The organism is Arthrobacter sp. CJL-S3 (assembly GCF_056711635.1).
Map to the genome: position 1 here is coordinate 3,874,507 of NZ_CM160046.1, position 15,808 is coordinate 3,890,314.

The following is a 15,808-nucleotide window of genomic DNA, read 5'->3' on the forward strand; positions in this document are numbered from 1 at the left end:
CCGAATCCCGTTCCGGTGCGGCCATGGATCGGCAGGCATAAGCTAATACCAGAACGTCTTTTCCAGCGCCGGGAAGGTCATCATGGACTCTGAAACCGCCGATGTAATCGATCATGATGTCACCACCATCACCTGCGTGTGCGGCAATACCGTCAGCAAGGACGGGCTGATTCAGGCCAACGTCCAAGGTGTTCCCGTCCACATCGGAGACAGCACCCCGGTTCCCGCCGGGCTGGCGGAATGGCCGGCGGATGAGGATCTCTACACCCTGTGTCCCTCCTGCGGCCGTGTCTACCGTGACTCGGTCATCGAAGAGACGGGGACCGCGCCCGTTGCTTTCCGGGTCGACGTCACCGCCGGCCCAATTGCTGAGGCCATCCGAATCCATTGGAACCTCAGCGCGCAGGAATGAACCTGCTGAGCGGGACAAGCTAACAGCCGGCGCAGCTTTCGAACCTTTCATTGGGCGGGGAGGCGCCGCATGATAGGCGCATGAGTGAATTCGCTTCAGCCGGCGATTCCGCTGTTGCCAAGGCTCAACACGAGCTCCAAGAGGCCGGCGTCCGCACCGTGATCGGCACCGTGGTGAACGCTTCGGGCATCACACTGGCCAAGAGCGTCCCGGTAGCGCGGCTCAAGATCTTCCAGCAGTCCGGGATGGGTGCTGCCCCCGTCTGGCATGTGTTCACCATCGACGGCGGGATAGCTTTCACGGACAGCATCACCACCGTCGGCGATATGCGCCTCAAGATCGATATCGCGGGACTCCGTGTCCTGCAGGGTGGCCGGGCCTGGGCGCCGGGCAGCCTGTTCGAACAGGACGGAGCCGCGTCTCCGGCCTGTGCCCGCGGCCTTCTGGCCACTGTGAACGGTAGCCTGGACGAGGCCGGATACCAGGCATCCGTGGGCCACGAACTTGAATTCTTCCTCGTCGCCCCGGACGGTTCAGCGCTGGAAAACACACCCTGGGTTCCGTACGGGGCAACCGGCCTTCTGGACCGGTCGGAATTTCTCGATGACCTGTTGTCATTGCTGAACCATGCCGGCATTCCGATGGAGCAGATCCACGCCGAGTACGGCAGAAACCAGTTCGAGTTTTCCCTTCCCCCTGCTTCGCCGGTTCAGGCCGCGGACAGCGTGGTCCTTTCCAAGATCATCGTTGGCATCGTCGCCCGCGCCCACGGCATGCAGGCCTCATTCTCCCCGCTGCCCTTTGCCGGCACCGTCGGAAACGGCGCCCACCAGCACTTGTCGCTCCACAGGAACGGCCTGCCGCTGCTCTCCGGGGGCAGCGGACCGCACGGCATCTCCGCCGAGGGAGGCGCGGCCATGGCAGGAATCATCGCCGGACTCCCCGAGATCCAGGGATTCCTCACGGGATCAGTCTTATCCGGAAGCCGCCTGGCACCCGGCACGTGGTCGGGCGCCTGGTTGTGCTGGGGCCTGGAAAACCGGGAAGCCTCGGTCCGCTTCTTGAACGAGGGCGAGAGCAATCCGCACGGAGCCAACATCGAGGTGAAAATCATCGACCCGTCGGCCAACGTCTATCTGGCGTCCGCAGCCATCCTTGCGCTCGCCCTTGACGGCATCCGCGGCGGGCGCAGGCTTCCGGCAGAGATCCCGGGTGACCCCGGACGGCTTTCGGAGGACGAGCGGCGTCGGGCCAACGTCCGGCTGCTCTCGGACTCCCCCGCCGCCATCATCGACACGCTGGACAAGTCACGCCTCGCACGCGGGCTTCTGGGAGATGCCATCGTCGATGCCACGGTGGCCGTCCGGCGCTACGAACAGCGGATCTCCGCGGAACTCACGCCGGACGAGCTTTCTGAACGCTTTCGACTGGCCTGGTCGATCTGATGGCGGGCGGTTCCTTCCCGGACTTCGTCGAGCACGTCGGCCTGATTGATCACCACGTGCATGGCGCGTTTCACGCCGACGGTGATGAGGCACGCTTCCAGAACTCGCTCAACGAAGGAAACACCGAACCACTCGCCAACCCCGAGGACACCTACACCACCCAAATCGGGCTCGCCATCCGGCGCTGGTGCAGCGGCATCCTTGATCTGCCCCGGCACGCCTCACCGGAGGACTACTGGAGCCGGCGCTCCGAGCTTGGGGAACTCGAGGTGTGCCGGCGCATGACCCGCGCTGCCGGCGTGAGCGACTGGCTGATCGATACCGGCCTGGATGCCGCTGACTACCTCGGCACGGCCGGCATGGCCGGGGTCTCCGGCGGGCGAACCCACGAGATCGTCCGGCTGGAGCTGGTCGCCGAGTCGCTGATCCGGGAGATTCCGAACCCGGCAGATTACGCCGACGAGTTCGGCCAGCGGCTTCGAGAACTCGCCCTCGGCGCGGTCGGCGTCAAAACAGTTCTCGCCTACCGCGCGGGTTTCGACCGGAATCTCAGCCGGCCTTCGCCGGCCGCAGTCGTCGAAGCAGCCCGCCGCTGGCGGGAGAACCTGTCCCCCGGCACCAACGCGAAGCTCACCGATGTGACACTCATTGCCCACGGGATCCACACGGCGGTGTCGATGAAGCTCCCGCTGCAATTCCATGTGGGATTCGGTGACCGCGACCTGGACCTCCACAGGACCAACCCGCTGTACCTCTTGGATTTTCTGCGGACCCCCGAAGTCCGGGACACACCCATCATGCTGCTGCACTGCTACCCGTTCGAGCGTGAGGCGGGCTATCTGGCCCACGCCTTCGAAAACGTCTACATCGATGTGGGCCTCGCCGTGAACTTCACCGGGTCACGGAGCCGGGACCTGGTGGCCCGCTCGTTCGAGCTGGCTCCCTTCACGAAAGTTCTTTACTCCTCCGACGCCTTCGGCCCGGCCGAACTCCACTACCTCGGAGCGAGGCTGTGGCGCAACGCCATCACCAAGGTTGTCGGCGGCTGGATCGACGACGACGACTGCTCCGAGGCGGACGCCCGCAGGATCGTGCAACTCGTCGCACGCGACAACGCCCGCCGCGTATACGGGCTCCCCTGAGCGCCGACCCGAGGTCCCGGGCAACCAGACCGCCCAAGACTCAACCCGCCCCTCGAGCCCGCCTTACTGCTGCGCCATCAGTCGGGCTATAGCGGCGTCGCTGTCGCCGATCAGCTCGCCCGACACCTCGACGGTGACCGAGTGGATCGTGCCCGTGAACGTGAACGGCGGCTTGTAGCTCCCGGCGGCCGGGGCGCCAAAGTCGTAGCCACAGCTGAGGCCCTCGAGCTCGAATACGTGCGGCGTGGTGTAGGGGAAGTCTGCGTTTCCAACGAGTTTGCCGTCGATGTAGAGCTGGGCGCGTCCGGGCGTTCCTTTGCCGACCTTGAAGTCAGGCTGACCGGTGGGCTCGAATTCGTAGCGGACGGAGTGCCGTCCCGGAAGGAGCGGTTCGGACGAGGAAACCTCGAACTGTTCGCGTCCGACGTAGTTGTACAGGTACCGCAGGCGTCCGTCTTCCACGAAGAAGGTGTAGCCGCCGGCATCTCCACCCTGCGCGATGAGCACGCCACTTGCGCCGTCGGCCGGGATCTCGACGTCGGCCTCGATGGAGTGGGGCCGGTTGTGGATCGGTGGCGCCGCGAAGGCCGGGACCGAGGAGGTGTGCGGGCGATAGATGAACCGGGTGCGGGGCCTCGATGTCTGCGGACGCTCCGTTGCCAGACGTGCCTGTAGCGAGCCGTCCAGCGGCAGAACTTTGTGCTTCTCGGCTTCCTCCCACCAGAGGGCAATCAGCTCGCGCAGCTGCTCGGGGTGCCCGGCGGCGACATTGGATGCCTCCGTGGGATCCTCGTTGATGTCGTAGAGCTCCCATCCGCTCGCGTCGAGCTGCTCGAGGACCTCCGGTGTGATCGGCGCACCCACCCGGCGGCCCATGACTGCGGCCTCCGTGTAATTCGGCCCCGGCCAGGGACACACGGCCCGCCACCCGTTGTGGTAGATGGCCCGGTGACCGAACATCTCGAAGTACTGCGTCGTGTGGCCGGTCGGCGCGTCCGCTGCGTCGAAGGATCCGGCGAAGCTGACCCCTTCGAGCGGTGCCTGGGTGACTCCACGCACAGCGGCCGGCGGCTGAACACCGAGGGCGTCGAGAACGGTCGGCACCAGGTCGATCGCGTGGGCGTACTGTCCGCGGACTTCGCCGCGGGCCGTGATCCTCGCCGGCCAGGCGACGACGAACGGGTCGGTCGCCCCGCCGCGGTACGTCTCGCCCTTCCAGCGGCGGAACGGCGTGTTGCCCGCCCAGGTCCAGCCCCACGGGTAGTGGTTGTACGTCCGCGGACCGCCCAGCTCGTCGATCATGGCAAGATTGTCGTCGAAGTTCACGGGGACCTGATTGAAGAACAGCATCTCGTTGAAGGAGCCCGACACGCCGCCTTCGGCCGAGGCGCCGTTGTCTGAGATGACCATGACCAGGGTGTTCTCGAGCTCGCCGATCTGCTCGAGCGTGTCCAGCACGCGTCCGAGGTGGTGGTCCGCGTGCGAGACGAATCCGGCGTAGACCTCCATCATGCGGGCATACAGCCGGCGCTCGTCGTCGCTCAGCGACTTCCACTCCGGGACATCGGGGTCACGTGGCGATAGTTTGGCGTCGCCCGGGAACAGGCCGATCTTCTTTTGCCGGGCGAACACCGTTTCGCGGTACGAGTCCCAACCTTCATCGAACCTGCCGCGGTAGCGGTCCGCCCAGTCCTTCGGCACGTGGTGCGGGGCGTGCCCCGCCCCGGTGGCGTAGTACAGAAAGAACGGCTTCTCCGGCGCGTTGGCTTCGCTGTCCAGGATCATCTTGATCGCCTGGTCCGCCAGATCTTCGCTCAGGTGGTATCCGTCCTCCGGCAGCCGCGGCTGCCGCACCGATGCGTTGTCCTGGATGAGGTCGGGATACCAGTGGTTGGTCTCTCCGCCAAGGAACCCGTAGTAGCGCTCGAATCCGCGCCCGAGGGGCCGGCGGTGGAACGGACCGGCCGGGGAGTTGTCCTCCGACGGCGACAAATGCCACTTGCCCACGCAGAACGTGTTGTAGCCGTGGTCGATCAACATCTCGGGCAGCAGGCCGTTCTCGAACGGCATCCGCCCGTCGTAACCGGGGAAGCCGGTTGCCAGCTCCATGACGCAGGCGACACCGTTGGAATGATGGTTGCGGCCGGTCAGGATGCACGACCGGCTCGGTGAACATAACGCGGGCGTGTGCATGTTCGCGTACCGCAGGCCCATCGCTGCGACACGGTCGATGTTCGGTGTCTCAACAAGTCCACCGAAGCAGGAGAGCTGTCCGTAGCCCACGTCGTCGAGCACGACAAGCAGCACGTTCGGTGCACCTTCCGGGGCCCGTTGCGGAGCGGGCCAGGCCGGCTCCGACTCCAAGACCGTCCGCCCGGCCACGCCGGGGAACCGGTCACCTGGTGTGTACTCCGTGATTGACATGGGACTCCCCTGGGTTGTTGTTTTGCTGGTTTGCCACCTACTCTGCGCCGCCCCGTCGGCCTCCGCCTCACCCGCCAGGAATGAACCTGTTGGCCGGGACGCGCAGGATAGGCTTCCGCGCCCGCTTCACCATCCCTTTATGCTTCCGACGGCGTCTGGAACCCTGGCGCGATAGCAAGTAGCATCAGCTCAAGCCATGGCGCGCCGGCAGCGTCCGGTCCCCACCGGACGGAGCAGCTGGCGCATGCGGAACGGGAAGGACAACGCCCGGCATGCCTGAAACGCCGACGATGCTGCATATTCCGGCCGGTGAGTTCCTGATGGGATCGGACGCCTTCTACCCCGACGAGGGACCCGCGCACCGCGTCCGCGTACCGGCCTTCGAGCTCGATGAGCGTCCGGTCACCAACGCGGAATTCGCCGTTTTTGTTGCGGCCACGGGTTACCTGACAGTGGCCGAGAGGCCGCTGGACCCGACGGAATTTCCCGACCTGTCACCCCGGGACCTGGCTCCGGGCGGTTTGGTTTTCACGCCTTCACCCGGGCCGGTGGACCTGAGCGACTGGAGACAGTGGTGGCGCTGGGTTCCGGGCGCGTGCTGGCAGCAGCCACTGGGCCCCGGGTCCTCAATCGAAGGCAGGGATGACCACCCCGCCGTGCAGGTGTCCTTCGCGGACGCCGGTGCTTATGCGGCCTGGGCCGGCAAACGGCTGCCGGACGAAGCCGAGTGGGAATTTGCGGCCAGGGGCGGACTATCCGACGCGTTCACCTATGCGTGGGGAGACGAGGCCAGCCCGGACGGTGTGCTGATGGCCAACACGTGGCAGGGGCGTTTCCCGTACGTCCAGACGGGCGCGAACGGGTGGAAGGGAACGTCCCCGGTCGGGACGTTCCCACCAAACGGGTACGGGCTCTCCGACATGATCGGCAACGTTTGGGAATGGACGAGAAGCTACTATTCGGCCCGCCACGACCCCGTCGCAGGGGCAGGGGCTCACGACCGGGTAAGCGGGTGCGCCTGCACCCCGCAGCGGGATGAGGCCGCCGAAAGCGTGGAGCCCGGGTCCGGCATCCCGCGCCGCGTACTCAAGGGAGGCTCACACCTGTGCGCTCCGGAGTACTGCCTGCGTTACCGCCCGGCAGCGCGTTCCCCGCAGGCCGAGGACACGGCAACCTCTCATATCGGCTTCCGGTGCGCGCGATCCCTGGATCCGGATCCGTAGGGGCGGGGTGCCGGAAGAATCGCCACCGCGGCAATATTCCGGCGTGACTATGGGCCGACGTTCACTGGGTTGGCCCGGCCAGCAGCTTTCTGATCTCGGCAAGCTTCGCTTCGGACTCTTCGAGGCTCAGGCGGAGACCTTCAACCGTCGCGGTCCCCGAGCCGGCCTCAGCGACGGGCGGTGCGGAGGACTTCTTCTTGGGAGACAGGAAGAAATTGGCCAGGTAGCCGGTGAACGTACCGAAGATGCCGACACCGACGACGATGATGCCTGTCCCGATCAGGCGGCCCGCATCGGTGACCGGATACTGGTCACCGTATCCAACTGTCGAGATCGTGACGATCGTGTACCAGAGGGCGTCCGAGGCGGTCGTGATGTTGGCCCCCGGGGCGCCCTGCTCGACGCCGAGGATCGTGAGGCTTCCGAATTCCAGCACGAAAATGCCCATGAGCAGCAGCACGTAGAGGGAGCTGCCGGCGCGGTCTTTGACGAGAGCGCGGCCGACCCTGCGGACGCCGACACCGCGGAGCAGGCGGTACACCCTGACCAGCCGGAAGACCCGCAGGATCTTGAACTGCGCCAAAGGCACACTGGCCAACAGGTCGGCCCAGCCGAAGTGCCTGAAGAAATAGGCGCCCGCCGATGGTGCGGTGACAATCCGGTAGAGAAAGTCGAGGACGAAGATCACGCTGAAAAGGGCGTTCATCACCGTCAGCACGGTGTCGAGCGACGCCTCCTGCACAACATTCAAGAGCACGAGATTGACGATCGACAGGATCGAAAGGATACCGATGAAGATCTCGTATCCTATGCTCTTCAGTTCACTGCGTTCGTTGGTCATGTGAGGATTCTGGCACGCAAGCAGCGGCATGGCCGACACCTTTTTTCACCCGGGCCGACGGGACCTTGATTCGCGAACGAAGCGTAATCGGGCGCCGTGCCCATGGCGCCGGCTCCGGCTTACGATGGGGTCAAGGACCCAAAAAATTAAGCGGGGCAGCTTGGCATGACCAGCGAACGCGACGAGGCGCCGGGAAACGTGGCGCTTGTGACCGGGGCGAGCCGAGGGGTGGGCCGGGGCATCGCGCTCGGCCTCCTGGCCGCGGGGTTTCGGGTGTACGGCACGGGCCGTTCGATCGACCAGGCGGATCTGCCGCCGGAGATACGGCGGCTGCGCTGCGACCATCTCAACGACGAAGAGACGGCGCGGGTGTTTGACGTGATCCGGTCCGAGGGCGGCCGCCTCGATCTCCTCGTCAATTGCGCCTGGGGAGGCTACGAGAAGATGGTCGAAGGCGGCGCGTTCACGTGGCCTGCGCCGTTTTGGGAGCAGCCGATGCACCGCTGGACCGGCATGATGGACGCCGGCGTCCGCGCCGCCTTTGTCTGTTCGGCGCACGCGGCGCGCCTGATGACGCCGCGGCGCCGCGGCTTGATCGTCGACATCAGCTTCTGGGCCGCGCAGCGTCACCTCGGCAACACGATCTACGGCATCGCCAAAGCGGCGACGGACAAGATGACGTCCGACATGGCCGTCGAGCTGAAACCGTTCGACATCCCGGTGATCTCGCTCTACCCGGGCCTGGTGCGAACCGAGACGGTGCTGGCGGCGGCGAAGAGCGGCGCGTTCGATGTCTCGACCAGCGAGAGCCCCGAGTTCATCGGCCGCGTGATCAACGCGCTGTTCCACGATCCGGCCCTGATGTCCCGCACCGGCCAGGTGCTCGTCGCCGCCGCGGTCGCGAAGGAGTTCGGCGTGCTGGACATCGACGGAAAGTCCCCGCCGTCCCTGACCCTGGCAGACATCTAGATACAAACTTCCCTAGGCGTCGACCCGAGATCCCGAGCCGGGTGCGGAACAACCAAGGCGCCGGGTCAGAACGTCTCGATGAGTTTGAGAAGCCTGAGGACGGCCGGGTTGGCTGTTTCCTCGTTCCATGCCATCTCCAGATCCACGCGGTTCAGCTCCTGGATGCCACGGCGTCCGTCAATTTCGTGGAATTCCACGCCTGCGGGAGCGAACGCCATGGCCGAAGCAGGGACCAGCGTCACCCCCAAGCCCGCCTGCACGAAGGCCAGGAGAGCCGGGACCTGGCTCGCGTACTGGGTAACGTTCGCGTGCGCACCGGCACTGGCGAAGAGCCGGAGCACTAGATCATGGAAGTATCGCGCCTCCTTGGTGGAGTACATCAACAAGGGCAGCCTGTCGAGGGATCCAAGCGGCAGCGGCCCGCCCCGCGGCGCTGCCATGTTGCCCAGCAGGGAACTGCCCTCGGGCAGCGCCACCACCATACGGTCCTGCATCAGCGGCCGGGACACGATGCCGGGCCGAGCCACGATGGGGCGCAGCAGTCCGATGTCCACGCTGCCCTTCACGAGCCCGTCCATCTGGTCCGTCGAGACCAGTTCCCGAAGCACAAAGGACACTCCCGGCATCCCCTCCGCGGCCCGCCGCAACATTAGCGGCAACGCACTTTGCCCGGCTATGGCCGTGTACCCCACGGTGATGGCGCCTGCCTCGCCGGAGGAGACGCGTCGGACATCCAGGTCCGTCTTGATACACATGTCCAGAATCTGCCGCGCCCTCGGAAGAAGAGTGGCGCCTGCGGCGGTCAGCTCCACTTTTCTGCTGGAGCGGCTGAAGAGTTGCGTTCCCAGCTTCTTTTCCAGCACCTGAATCTGGCGGCTCAGGGGCGGCTGCGTCATGTTGAGCCGCTCAGCGGCGGCTCCGAAGTGGAGCTCTTCCGCGACGGCCACGAAAGCTTCTAACTGGGGCAGGGAAAACATTCATACCTTTACTGGATTGTTGAGTGCGCAGATTAGCTTGGACTTGGATCGATAGCTCCCCTTATGGTCGGTGAACCGAAGAGGTAAAGCAACACCGAGCCAACCCAAGGAGCACAGCGTAGTGGACCAGGCACACGATCGCCCCGAGCATGTCAATCAGGCCAGGATCACAGGCGTCTCCATCACACCGGTCGCCTTCAAGGACCCTCCGCTCCTGAACACAGTTGGCGTTCACGAACCATTTGCGCTGCGGGCCATCGTGGAGGTCCTGACGGACGCGGGAGTATCAGGCTTCGGGGAAACCTACGGCGACGCCGGCCACCTCGCCCGGCTCCGGCTCGCGGCTGCGGCCCTGAACGGTACAGACATATTCAACATCAACGAGCTGCGCAGCCGGATTGCCCGGGCACTGCAGCAGGACACCATCCAGGGCGGCCACGGCATGAGCGGCATGGTGACCGGCTCCAGCACGGTTGACCGCGTCCTGTCCGCATTCGACGTCGCTGCCTTGGATATCCAAGGCAAGCTGCTCGGCCGGCCGGTCAGCGACCTCCTTGGAGGCGCCGTGCGTGAGTCTGTGCAGTTCAGCGGGTACCTTTTCTACAAGTGGGCGGGTCACCCCGGCCAGGAGGACGACGCCTGGGGGGCGGCCCTGGACCCTGCCGGGATAGTGAAACAGGCCCGAACCATGGTGGACCACTACGGCTTCAGCGCACTCAAACTGAAAGCCGGGGTCTTTGCGCCAGAAGAGGAGATCGCGGCCATCCTGGCCCTCCGCAACGAATTTCCCGACCTCCCGCTCCGCATCGACCCCAACGGCGCCTGGACGGTGGAAACCTCCATCCGGGTGGGCAAGGAATTGCAGGGGGTCTTGGAGTACCTCGAGGATCCCACACCCGGCATCGAAGGCATGGCGGCCGTGCGTCGCGAAGTGGACATGCCGCTGGCCACGAACATGTGCGTGGTCAGCTTCGCCGATGTGGCGCCGTCCCTCGCGGCCGGCTCCGTTGATGTCATTCTCTCGGATCACCATTTCTGGGGCGGACTCCGCCGGACCCAGTTCCTGGCCGGCATCACCGAGACCTTCGGACTGGGGCTGTCGATGCACTCGAATTCCCACCTGGGCATCAGCCTCGCCGCCATGGTCCATCTGGCGGCAGCCACCCCCAACCTCGACTACGCCTGCGACACCCACTGGCCGTGGAAAGACCCGTCGGAGGACGTCATCACCGGCGGCGTGTTCACGTTCAAGGACGGCGCCGTGAAGGTCCCGACCGGCCCCGGCCTCGGCGTCGAGGTGGACCGAAACGCCCTGGCCCGCCTGCACCGCCAGTACCTGGACTCCGGGATCAGGAGCCGGGACGACACCGGCTACATGAAGCGGATCCACCCCTCATACGAACTTCAGAGCCCCCGGTGGTGAACGACGCCCCGAGCGTGCCGGGCGTGCCGGAACGCATCGAATCCCTCAGGATCGTGGTCACGGACCCGATCATCAGCCGGTTCGAGGACAAGTTAAGGGCCGACGGCGGAGCTCACCAATGGGACATGGCGGCGGCCTGGACGCCGGACCGCCGGCTGGAAGCGTTGGCCGGCGCCGACGTCGTCGTATGTTCCTCCCTCGGACCGGCGGAAGCGAAGGCCGCAAGCCGGGCGCGGCTGATCCATGTCACCGGTGCGGGCTGCGACAAGATTTCCTTTCCGCATCTGGTGCCGTCAGCTTCGGTGGCCAACACCTTCCACCATGCCCGGCCCATCGCCGAACACGTCCTGATGGTCACCTTGATGCTGGTCCGCAATGTTCAGGCCGCCGACCGTGCGGTCCGGCAGGGGCAATGGCGGACCATTGCCACGGCCGACGACGTTCCCTTCCACCCGGTCCTCGCCGACCTGACTCTGGGGCTGGTGGGGTTGGGGTCCATCGGCGCCGAGGTGGCCCGCATTGGCGGAACACTGGGCATGAAAGTCCGCGCCGTGCGGCGCAACCCGTCGGCCCCTCAGCCGCAGGGAGTCCAGCTGGACTGGGTGGGCGGAAACCACGAGCTCCACGAGCTCTTGGCGACGTCCGACGTCGTGGTTGTGACCGTGCCGCTGGATGCCGGCACACGGGGAATGATCGGGGCGGCGGAACTGTCCGCCATGAAACCGTCAGCTTTCTTAGTTAACGTTGCCCGGGGTCCCGTCGTCGATGAGGCCGCGCTGTATGCGGCTTTGAAGGAGCGGCGCATCGCGGGGGCGGGCCTGGATGTCTGGTGGGGGTCGCCGGTGGACGGTGTCGTGCCGCCTGCGGATCTGCCTTTCGCGTCCCTGAAGAACACCGTCCTGACCCCGCATCATTCCGGTCATGCCCGCAGCACCTTTGAAGAGCGGGCCGCAGATATTGCCGCCAACATCCGCTTACTCGCCCGCGGCCGTGAGCTCGTGAACGTCGTGCCATGGCCCGCTCCGGCCTCCGGTACCCTACCTCTTACCTAGCCGCCAGGACGAGCTGCCCCACCAACATGGCACTTCCCAGCGCCGACGCCCCGAGGGCCAGAGCCCGGAGGCGTGCTGCGTTGAGGAAGCGATTGACGAACCGGGACGCGGCGTAGCCGCCAACAGCGGCCGGGACCATCCAAAGCGCCAGGGTCAGCATCTCCGCGGTGACCGCGCCGGCCGTCCACAGCATCACCATCGAAATCGATGATCCGACCATAAAGAAAGCGCTCATGGTGCCGCGCAGCCGGGGGCCCTGGTGTCCCTGCCAGACCAGTGCCATCGGCGGGCCGCCGATGGAGGTGGCGGTACCCATGATGCCGGAGGCAGCGCCTGCGGCGATCAGGGTGAGCCGGACGGGCCGGGGGGCCCAACCGCGGCCTGCCATCACCAGGCCGGTCAGCACCACGGCCACCACCACCCATGCCAGGCCTTCCCTGGACAGGGCCGTCACCAGCCAGGCGCCGATGAAACTTCCGGGAATCCGGCCCAGCAACGCCCAGCCGGTGCCTCGCAGGTCCAGGCTCTGCCGCTCCCGCACGGTCACCATGATGGTGACCAGCAGCGCCAGGAGGATCAGGGTGGCCGGCAGCAGCGCCGGATCCACGATAGCTATCACCGGCGCCGCGAGCATCCCCATGCCGAAGCCGCTGGATGCCTGCAGGCACGCGGCCAGGAAGATTACGACTGCGATGGCGGCATACTCGGCGCCGGTCACCGGGCTGAGGCAGTGGCGGCCGCGGTGGCAGTTGCCGTCGCGCCGGACAGGCCCTTCAGGGAATCAAGCGGGAAATGGCATTCTGCTATGTGCTTCGTCCCATCGGGAGCCGCGAGGACCAATGGTTCCGGCGACTTGTCGGCGCAGATGTCCTGCGCTTTCCAGCACCGCGTCCGGAAACGGCAGCCCGACGGCGGATCCAGCGGAGAGGGCAGCTCGCCCTGGAGGACAATCCTGTCCCTTTTTGAACCGCTGACGTCCAGCTTGGGGGACGCCGACATCAGGGCGGCCGTGTAGGGGTGCCGGGGATGGTCAAAGACTTCCTCGGTGGTCCCAGTCTCAATGATCCTGCCGAGGTACATCACCGCAACCCTGTCTGCCACGTGGCGGACCACCGTCAGGTCGTGCGAGATGAAGATGTAGGAGACACCAAGTTCTTGCTGGAGCTCATTGAGCAGGTTCAGAACCTGTGCCTGGACGGAGAGGTCCAAGGCAGAGACCGGCTCGTCGAGGATGATGACGTCAGGGTTTAGCGCGAGGGCACGGGCAATGCCGATGCGTTGGCGCTGGCCGCCGGAGAATTCCTGCGGGGCCTTGCGTGCATCGGACGGACGCAGCCCCACCATGTGCAGCAGCTCGCGGATCCTGGCCTCCCGTTCCCGGGACGTCGGGTAGAGGCCGCGGTGGGTGGCCCACGGTTCGGCGATGATGTCGCCCGCGTTCATCCGGGCATTCAGGGAGGCAAACGGGTCCTGGAAGACCATCTGCACGCGGCGCCGCCAGCTCAGCAGTTCCTTGCCGCGAAGCCCGAAGGGGTTGGTTCCCTCAAAGCTCACGGTCCCTTCATCCGGTGTTTCCAACAACATCAGTGTCCGTGCCAAAGTGGACTTGCCGCAGCCGGACTCGCCCACGAGCCCAAGGGTTTCCCCCCGGCCGACGGTCAGGCTGATCCCGTCCAGAGCCTTGAGCTGTGTATTGCCGCTGGCGCTCTTGGCCACGTGGAACGTTTTGGTCAGGCCGGCAATTTCCAGAAGCGGCTCAGACATTGTTGATCTCCTCGCTGAAGTGGCAGGCTGCGGTGCGGCCAGGCCGCGGCTCCTGGCCGGAAGGGCCGGTCACCAGGGCGTCGGTCACGGGGGTGTGGGTGACGTTGTTGCCGGCGGAAGGGTTGCCGGCGATGGGGCGGAGTGCGGGTCGCTCGGCCAAACAGATCTCCTGCACCAGCGGGCAGCGGGACTGGTAGACGCAGCCGGTTGGGATGTCGTGGAGCTCAGGGGGGCTGCCGGCAATGGACTTGAGCTGGGCGCCCCGCTCAAGGTGCACGGGCACTGATTCCAGCAGACCTTTGGTGTACGGATGGCGCGGATCGGAGAACACCTGGGAGACCGGTCCGCTCTCCACCACATTGCCGGCGTACATCACAGCCACGGTGTCCGCTTCCTCGGCCACCACAGCGAGGTCGTGCGTAATGAGGATGACAGCCATTTGGCCCTCCTCACGGAGCTTCCGCAAAAGCTGCATGATCTGTGCCTGGACGGTGACGTCCAGGGCGGTGGTGGGTTCATCAGCGATCAGCAAGCGCGGGTTGAGTGCCACGGCCATGGCAATGAGGATGCGCTGGCGCATGCCCCCGGAGAACTGGTGGGGGTATGAATTGACCCTGGACTCCGGTTCGGGGATCCCGACGCGCTTCATCAGGTCAATTGCCTCGGCGCGCGCTTCCTTGGCATTGAGACCGCGGTGAATGCGGAAGGCCTCGCCTAGTTGCACGCCCACCGTGTAGACGGGATTCAGGGCCGTCAGCGCGTCCTGGAAGACGATGCCCAGCTCAGGTCCGGCAAATTTCAGCCGTTCCTTGGGACTGAGTGAGGCGAGGTCGGTACCGTTGAGGATGATTTGACCGTCAGCAAGGTCGCAAACGGGATCCATGATCCCGGCGAGCGCTTTGGCTGTCATGGACTTTCCGCAGCCTGATTCCCCGAGCAAGGCCAGTGTTTCCCCGGCACGGGCCTCGAAAGCCACGCTGTTGACGGCGCGCACTGTACCGCGGTGAGTGCGGATGTCTACGGCGAGGTCTCGGACCTGCAGGACAACATCATGCGCCTTCGCCTGACGTGTTGCCGTGCCTGCGGCCGCGGCTGTGGAACGCGAGCGTTCGGCGGGCGTTTGTTCAGTAGCTGTCTTCACGGCTGTGCCTCCTTGGCCGGGATACGGGTGATGAGCCGTTTGCGGGGTAGTGCCAGGCGCCAGCGCTGGGCCGGATCGGTGGCGATCCGCAGCCAGGCGGCGAGGACGTTAGCGGCAATCGTAGTGACCACGATTGCAACGCCGGGGAAGATCGACAGCCACCATGCGGTCTGCAGGTACTGCCGGCCCTGGGCCACCATCAGGCCCCAGCTGACGTCCGGTGGCTGGATGCCGATGCCTAGGAAGCTCAGCGAGGACTCAGCCAGCATCACGTAGCAAAACTCGAGGGTGGCCAGCGTCAGGATAGTCGGCAGCACCACGGGTATGACGTGCCGGACGATGATCGCGTTGGGTTTGGCCCCGAACGTGCGCGCCGCGTCCACGAACGTCCGGCTCTGGAGCTCCGCCGCCTCTGCGCGTGCGGTGCGCAGGTAGATAGGAATGCGGGTGAGGGCGAGGATGAGCACGATGTTTCCTGCGCTCGGGCTGAAGACATAGAGCACCACGACGGCGAGCAACAGGGATGGAAAGCTCATGATCACGTCGGCGATGCGCATGGACAGATTCTCACGCCATCCGCGATGGTAGCCGGCCCAAACGCCCCAGAGGGAGCCGAAGACCAGGGCGACAGCCACCGCCGGCAAGGCAACCGAGAAGGTGGTTCTGCTGGCCACCACCAACCGGGCCAGCATGCTGCGGCCCAGGGAATCGCTGCCGAGGAAGTACTCCCAGCCGTGCGCGAAGGTAAAAGGTGCCTTGTTGGCGAACAACAGGTTCTGTTTTGTGGCCAGGTCTCCCATCAGCGCGGGGCCGACGAGGGCCGTGAGCCCGATGAGGACCAGGAGCAGTGCCGAGACGGTGGCGAAACGGTCCTTGAGCAGGAGGCGGAAAAGGCTGAGGCTGCCGTCCTGCTTGCTGTCCCGTTTAACGTTCTTCTGCTGGTGGGCCGCGGGCAGTTGTTCCGGTGCCACAGCCTCAGGGATTGAACTCTTCAT

General features: G+C 65.6%; 14 protein-coding genes. 7 read left to right on the forward strand and 7 right to left on the reverse strand.

The window, feature by feature from the left end; translation table 11 throughout:
* Window positions 1-82: 82 nt before the first annotated feature.
* From AC06G6_RS17820 to AC06G6_RS17830, 3 genes are all read left to right on the forward strand, one after another.
* On the forward strand, window positions 83-412 hold the full coding sequence (locus AC06G6_RS17820; protein ID WP_479824323.1) for a hypothetical protein: 330 nt from the start codon (window positions 83-85) through the stop codon (window positions 410-412).
* Window positions 413-492: 80 nt separating this feature from the next.
* The gene (locus tag AC06G6_RS17825) at window positions 493-1,857 is read left to right on the forward strand and encodes a type I glutamate--ammonia ligase (RefSeq protein ID WP_479824325.1); all 1,365 of its coding nucleotides are present in this window, start codon (window positions 493-495) and stop codon (window positions 1,855-1,857) included.
* Complete coding sequence (locus tag AC06G6_RS17830; protein WP_479824327.1) at window positions 1,857-2,999, forward strand: amidohydrolase family protein; 1,143 nt, start codon at window positions 1,857-1,859, stop codon at window positions 2,997-2,999. Before AC06G6_RS17825 ends, AC06G6_RS17830 begins: the two co-directional genes overlap by 1 nt.
* A 63-nt stretch (window positions 3,000-3,062) precedes the next feature.
* On the opposite strand, the gene AC06G6_RS17835 is transcribed toward AC06G6_RS17830, so the two are convergent.
* Window positions 3,063-5,423 carry an arylsulfatase gene (locus tag AC06G6_RS17835; RefSeq protein ID WP_479824330.1) on the reverse strand — a complete coding sequence of 787 codons (2,361 nt, stop codon included), beginning with the start codon at window positions 5,421-5,423 and terminating at the stop codon, window positions 3,063-3,065.
* Window positions 5,424-5,695: 272 nt separating this feature from the next.
* On the opposite strand from AC06G6_RS17835, the gene AC06G6_RS17840 reads away from it, so the two are divergent.
* Window positions 5,696-6,646, forward strand: coding sequence for a formylglycine-generating enzyme family protein (locus tag AC06G6_RS17840; protein ID WP_479824333.1), 951 nt, complete (start codon window positions 5,696-5,698; stop codon window positions 6,644-6,646).
* 61 nt (window positions 6,647-6,707) lie between these two features.
* Here AC06G6_RS17840 and AC06G6_RS17845 read toward each other — a convergent pair whose 3' ends face one another.
* On the reverse strand, window positions 6,708-7,487 hold the full coding sequence (locus AC06G6_RS17845) for an ion transporter (RefSeq protein ID WP_479824335.1): 780 nt from the start codon (window positions 7,485-7,487) through the stop codon (window positions 6,708-6,710).
* A 165-nt stretch (window positions 7,488-7,652) separates the two neighbouring features.
* Here AC06G6_RS17845 and AC06G6_RS17850 point away from each other — a divergent pair, with 165 nt between their 5' ends.
* Window positions 7,653-8,456, forward strand: coding sequence for an SDR family NAD(P)-dependent oxidoreductase (locus AC06G6_RS17850; protein ID WP_479824336.1), 804 nt, complete (start codon window positions 7,653-7,655; stop codon window positions 8,454-8,456).
* Window positions 8,457-8,521: 65 nt separating this feature from the next.
* Here the strand turns inward: AC06G6_RS17850 and AC06G6_RS17855 are convergent, their stop codons facing one another.
* Entirely contained in the window at window positions 8,522-9,403 is an 882-nt protein-coding gene (locus tag AC06G6_RS17855; protein WP_479824338.1) for a LysR family transcriptional regulator, read from the reverse strand.
* A 151-nt stretch (window positions 9,404-9,554) separates the two neighbouring features.
* Between AC06G6_RS17855 and AC06G6_RS17860 the strand changes: the two genes are divergently transcribed.
* Together AC06G6_RS17860 and AC06G6_RS17865 are read left to right on the forward strand one after the other, a co-directional pair.
* Window positions 9,555-10,856 (forward strand): glucarate dehydratase family protein, encoded by a 1,302-nt coding sequence (locus AC06G6_RS17860; RefSeq protein WP_479824340.1) that lies wholly within the window; start codon window positions 9,555-9,557, stop codon window positions 10,854-10,856.
* Window positions 10,853-11,908 (forward strand): 2-hydroxyacid dehydrogenase, encoded by a 1,056-nt coding sequence (locus AC06G6_RS17865; RefSeq protein ID WP_479824342.1) that lies wholly within the window; start codon window positions 10,853-10,855, stop codon window positions 11,906-11,908. The genes AC06G6_RS17860 and AC06G6_RS17865 overlap by 4 nt, the downstream gene beginning before the upstream one ends.
* On the opposite strand, the gene AC06G6_RS17870 is transcribed toward AC06G6_RS17865, so the two are convergent.
* Genes AC06G6_RS17870 through AC06G6_RS17885 form a run of 4 tightly spaced genes read right to left on the reverse strand, consistent with a single transcriptional unit; the run spans window position 11,901 to window position 15,808 of the window.
* Window positions 11,901-12,626, reverse strand: a complete 726-nt coding sequence (locus tag AC06G6_RS17870; RefSeq protein WP_479824344.1) for a sulfite exporter TauE/SafE family protein — start codon at window positions 12,624-12,626, stop codon at window positions 11,901-11,903. The genes AC06G6_RS17865 and AC06G6_RS17870 overlap by 8 nt on opposite strands.
* Window positions 12,623-13,672: an ABC transporter ATP-binding protein gene (locus tag AC06G6_RS17875; protein WP_479824346.1), complete on the reverse strand. Its 1,050-nt coding sequence runs from the start codon at window positions 13,670-13,672 to the stop codon at window positions 12,623-12,625. Before AC06G6_RS17875 ends, AC06G6_RS17870 begins: the two co-directional genes overlap by 4 nt.
* The gene (locus tag AC06G6_RS17880) at window positions 13,665-14,813 is read right to left on the reverse strand and encodes an ABC transporter ATP-binding protein (RefSeq protein WP_479824348.1); all 1,149 of its coding nucleotides are present in this window, start codon (window positions 14,811-14,813) and stop codon (window positions 13,665-13,667) included. The genes AC06G6_RS17875 and AC06G6_RS17880 overlap by 8 nt, the downstream gene beginning before the upstream one ends.
* The gene (locus tag AC06G6_RS17885) at window positions 14,810-15,808 is read right to left on the reverse strand and encodes an ABC transporter permease (RefSeq protein ID WP_479824350.1); all 999 of its coding nucleotides are present in this window, start codon (window positions 15,806-15,808) and stop codon (window positions 14,810-14,812) included. The genes AC06G6_RS17880 and AC06G6_RS17885 overlap by 4 nt, the downstream gene beginning before the upstream one ends.

Bases quoted from the DNA above. Each gene is read 5' to 3' on its own strand.
- AC06G6_RS17875 (WP_479824346.1), bottom strand. From the start codon at position 13,672: ATGTCTGAGCCGCTTCTGGAAATTGCCGGCCTGACCAAAACGTTCCAC.
- AC06G6_RS17835 (WP_479824330.1), bottom strand. From the start codon at position 5,423: ATGTCAATCACGGAGTACACACCAGGTGACCGGTTCCCCGGCGTGGCC.
- AC06G6_RS17850 (WP_479824336.1), top strand. From the start codon at position 7,653: ATGACCAGCGAACGCGACGAGGCGCCGGGAAACGTGGCGCTTGTGACC.
- AC06G6_RS17840 (WP_479824333.1), top strand. From the start codon at position 5,696: ATGCCTGAAACGCCGACGATGCTGCATATTCCGGCCGGTGAGTTCCTG.
- AC06G6_RS17845 (WP_479824335.1), bottom strand. From the start codon at position 7,487: ATGACCAACGAACGCAGTGAACTGAAGAGCATAGGATACGAGATCTTC.
- AC06G6_RS17820 (WP_479824323.1), top strand. From the start codon at position 83: ATGGACTCTGAAACCGCCGATGTAATCGATCATGATGTCACCACCATC.
- AC06G6_RS17885 (WP_479824350.1), bottom strand. From the start codon at position 15,808: ATGAAGAGTTCAATCCCTGAGGCTGTGGCACCGGAACAACTGCCCGCG.
- AC06G6_RS17830 (WP_479824327.1), top strand. From the start codon at position 1,857: ATGGCGGGCGGTTCCTTCCCGGACTTCGTCGAGCACGTCGGCCTGATT.
- AC06G6_RS17825 (WP_479824325.1), top strand. From the start codon at position 493: ATGAGTGAATTCGCTTCAGCCGGCGATTCCGCTGTTGCCAAGGCTCAA.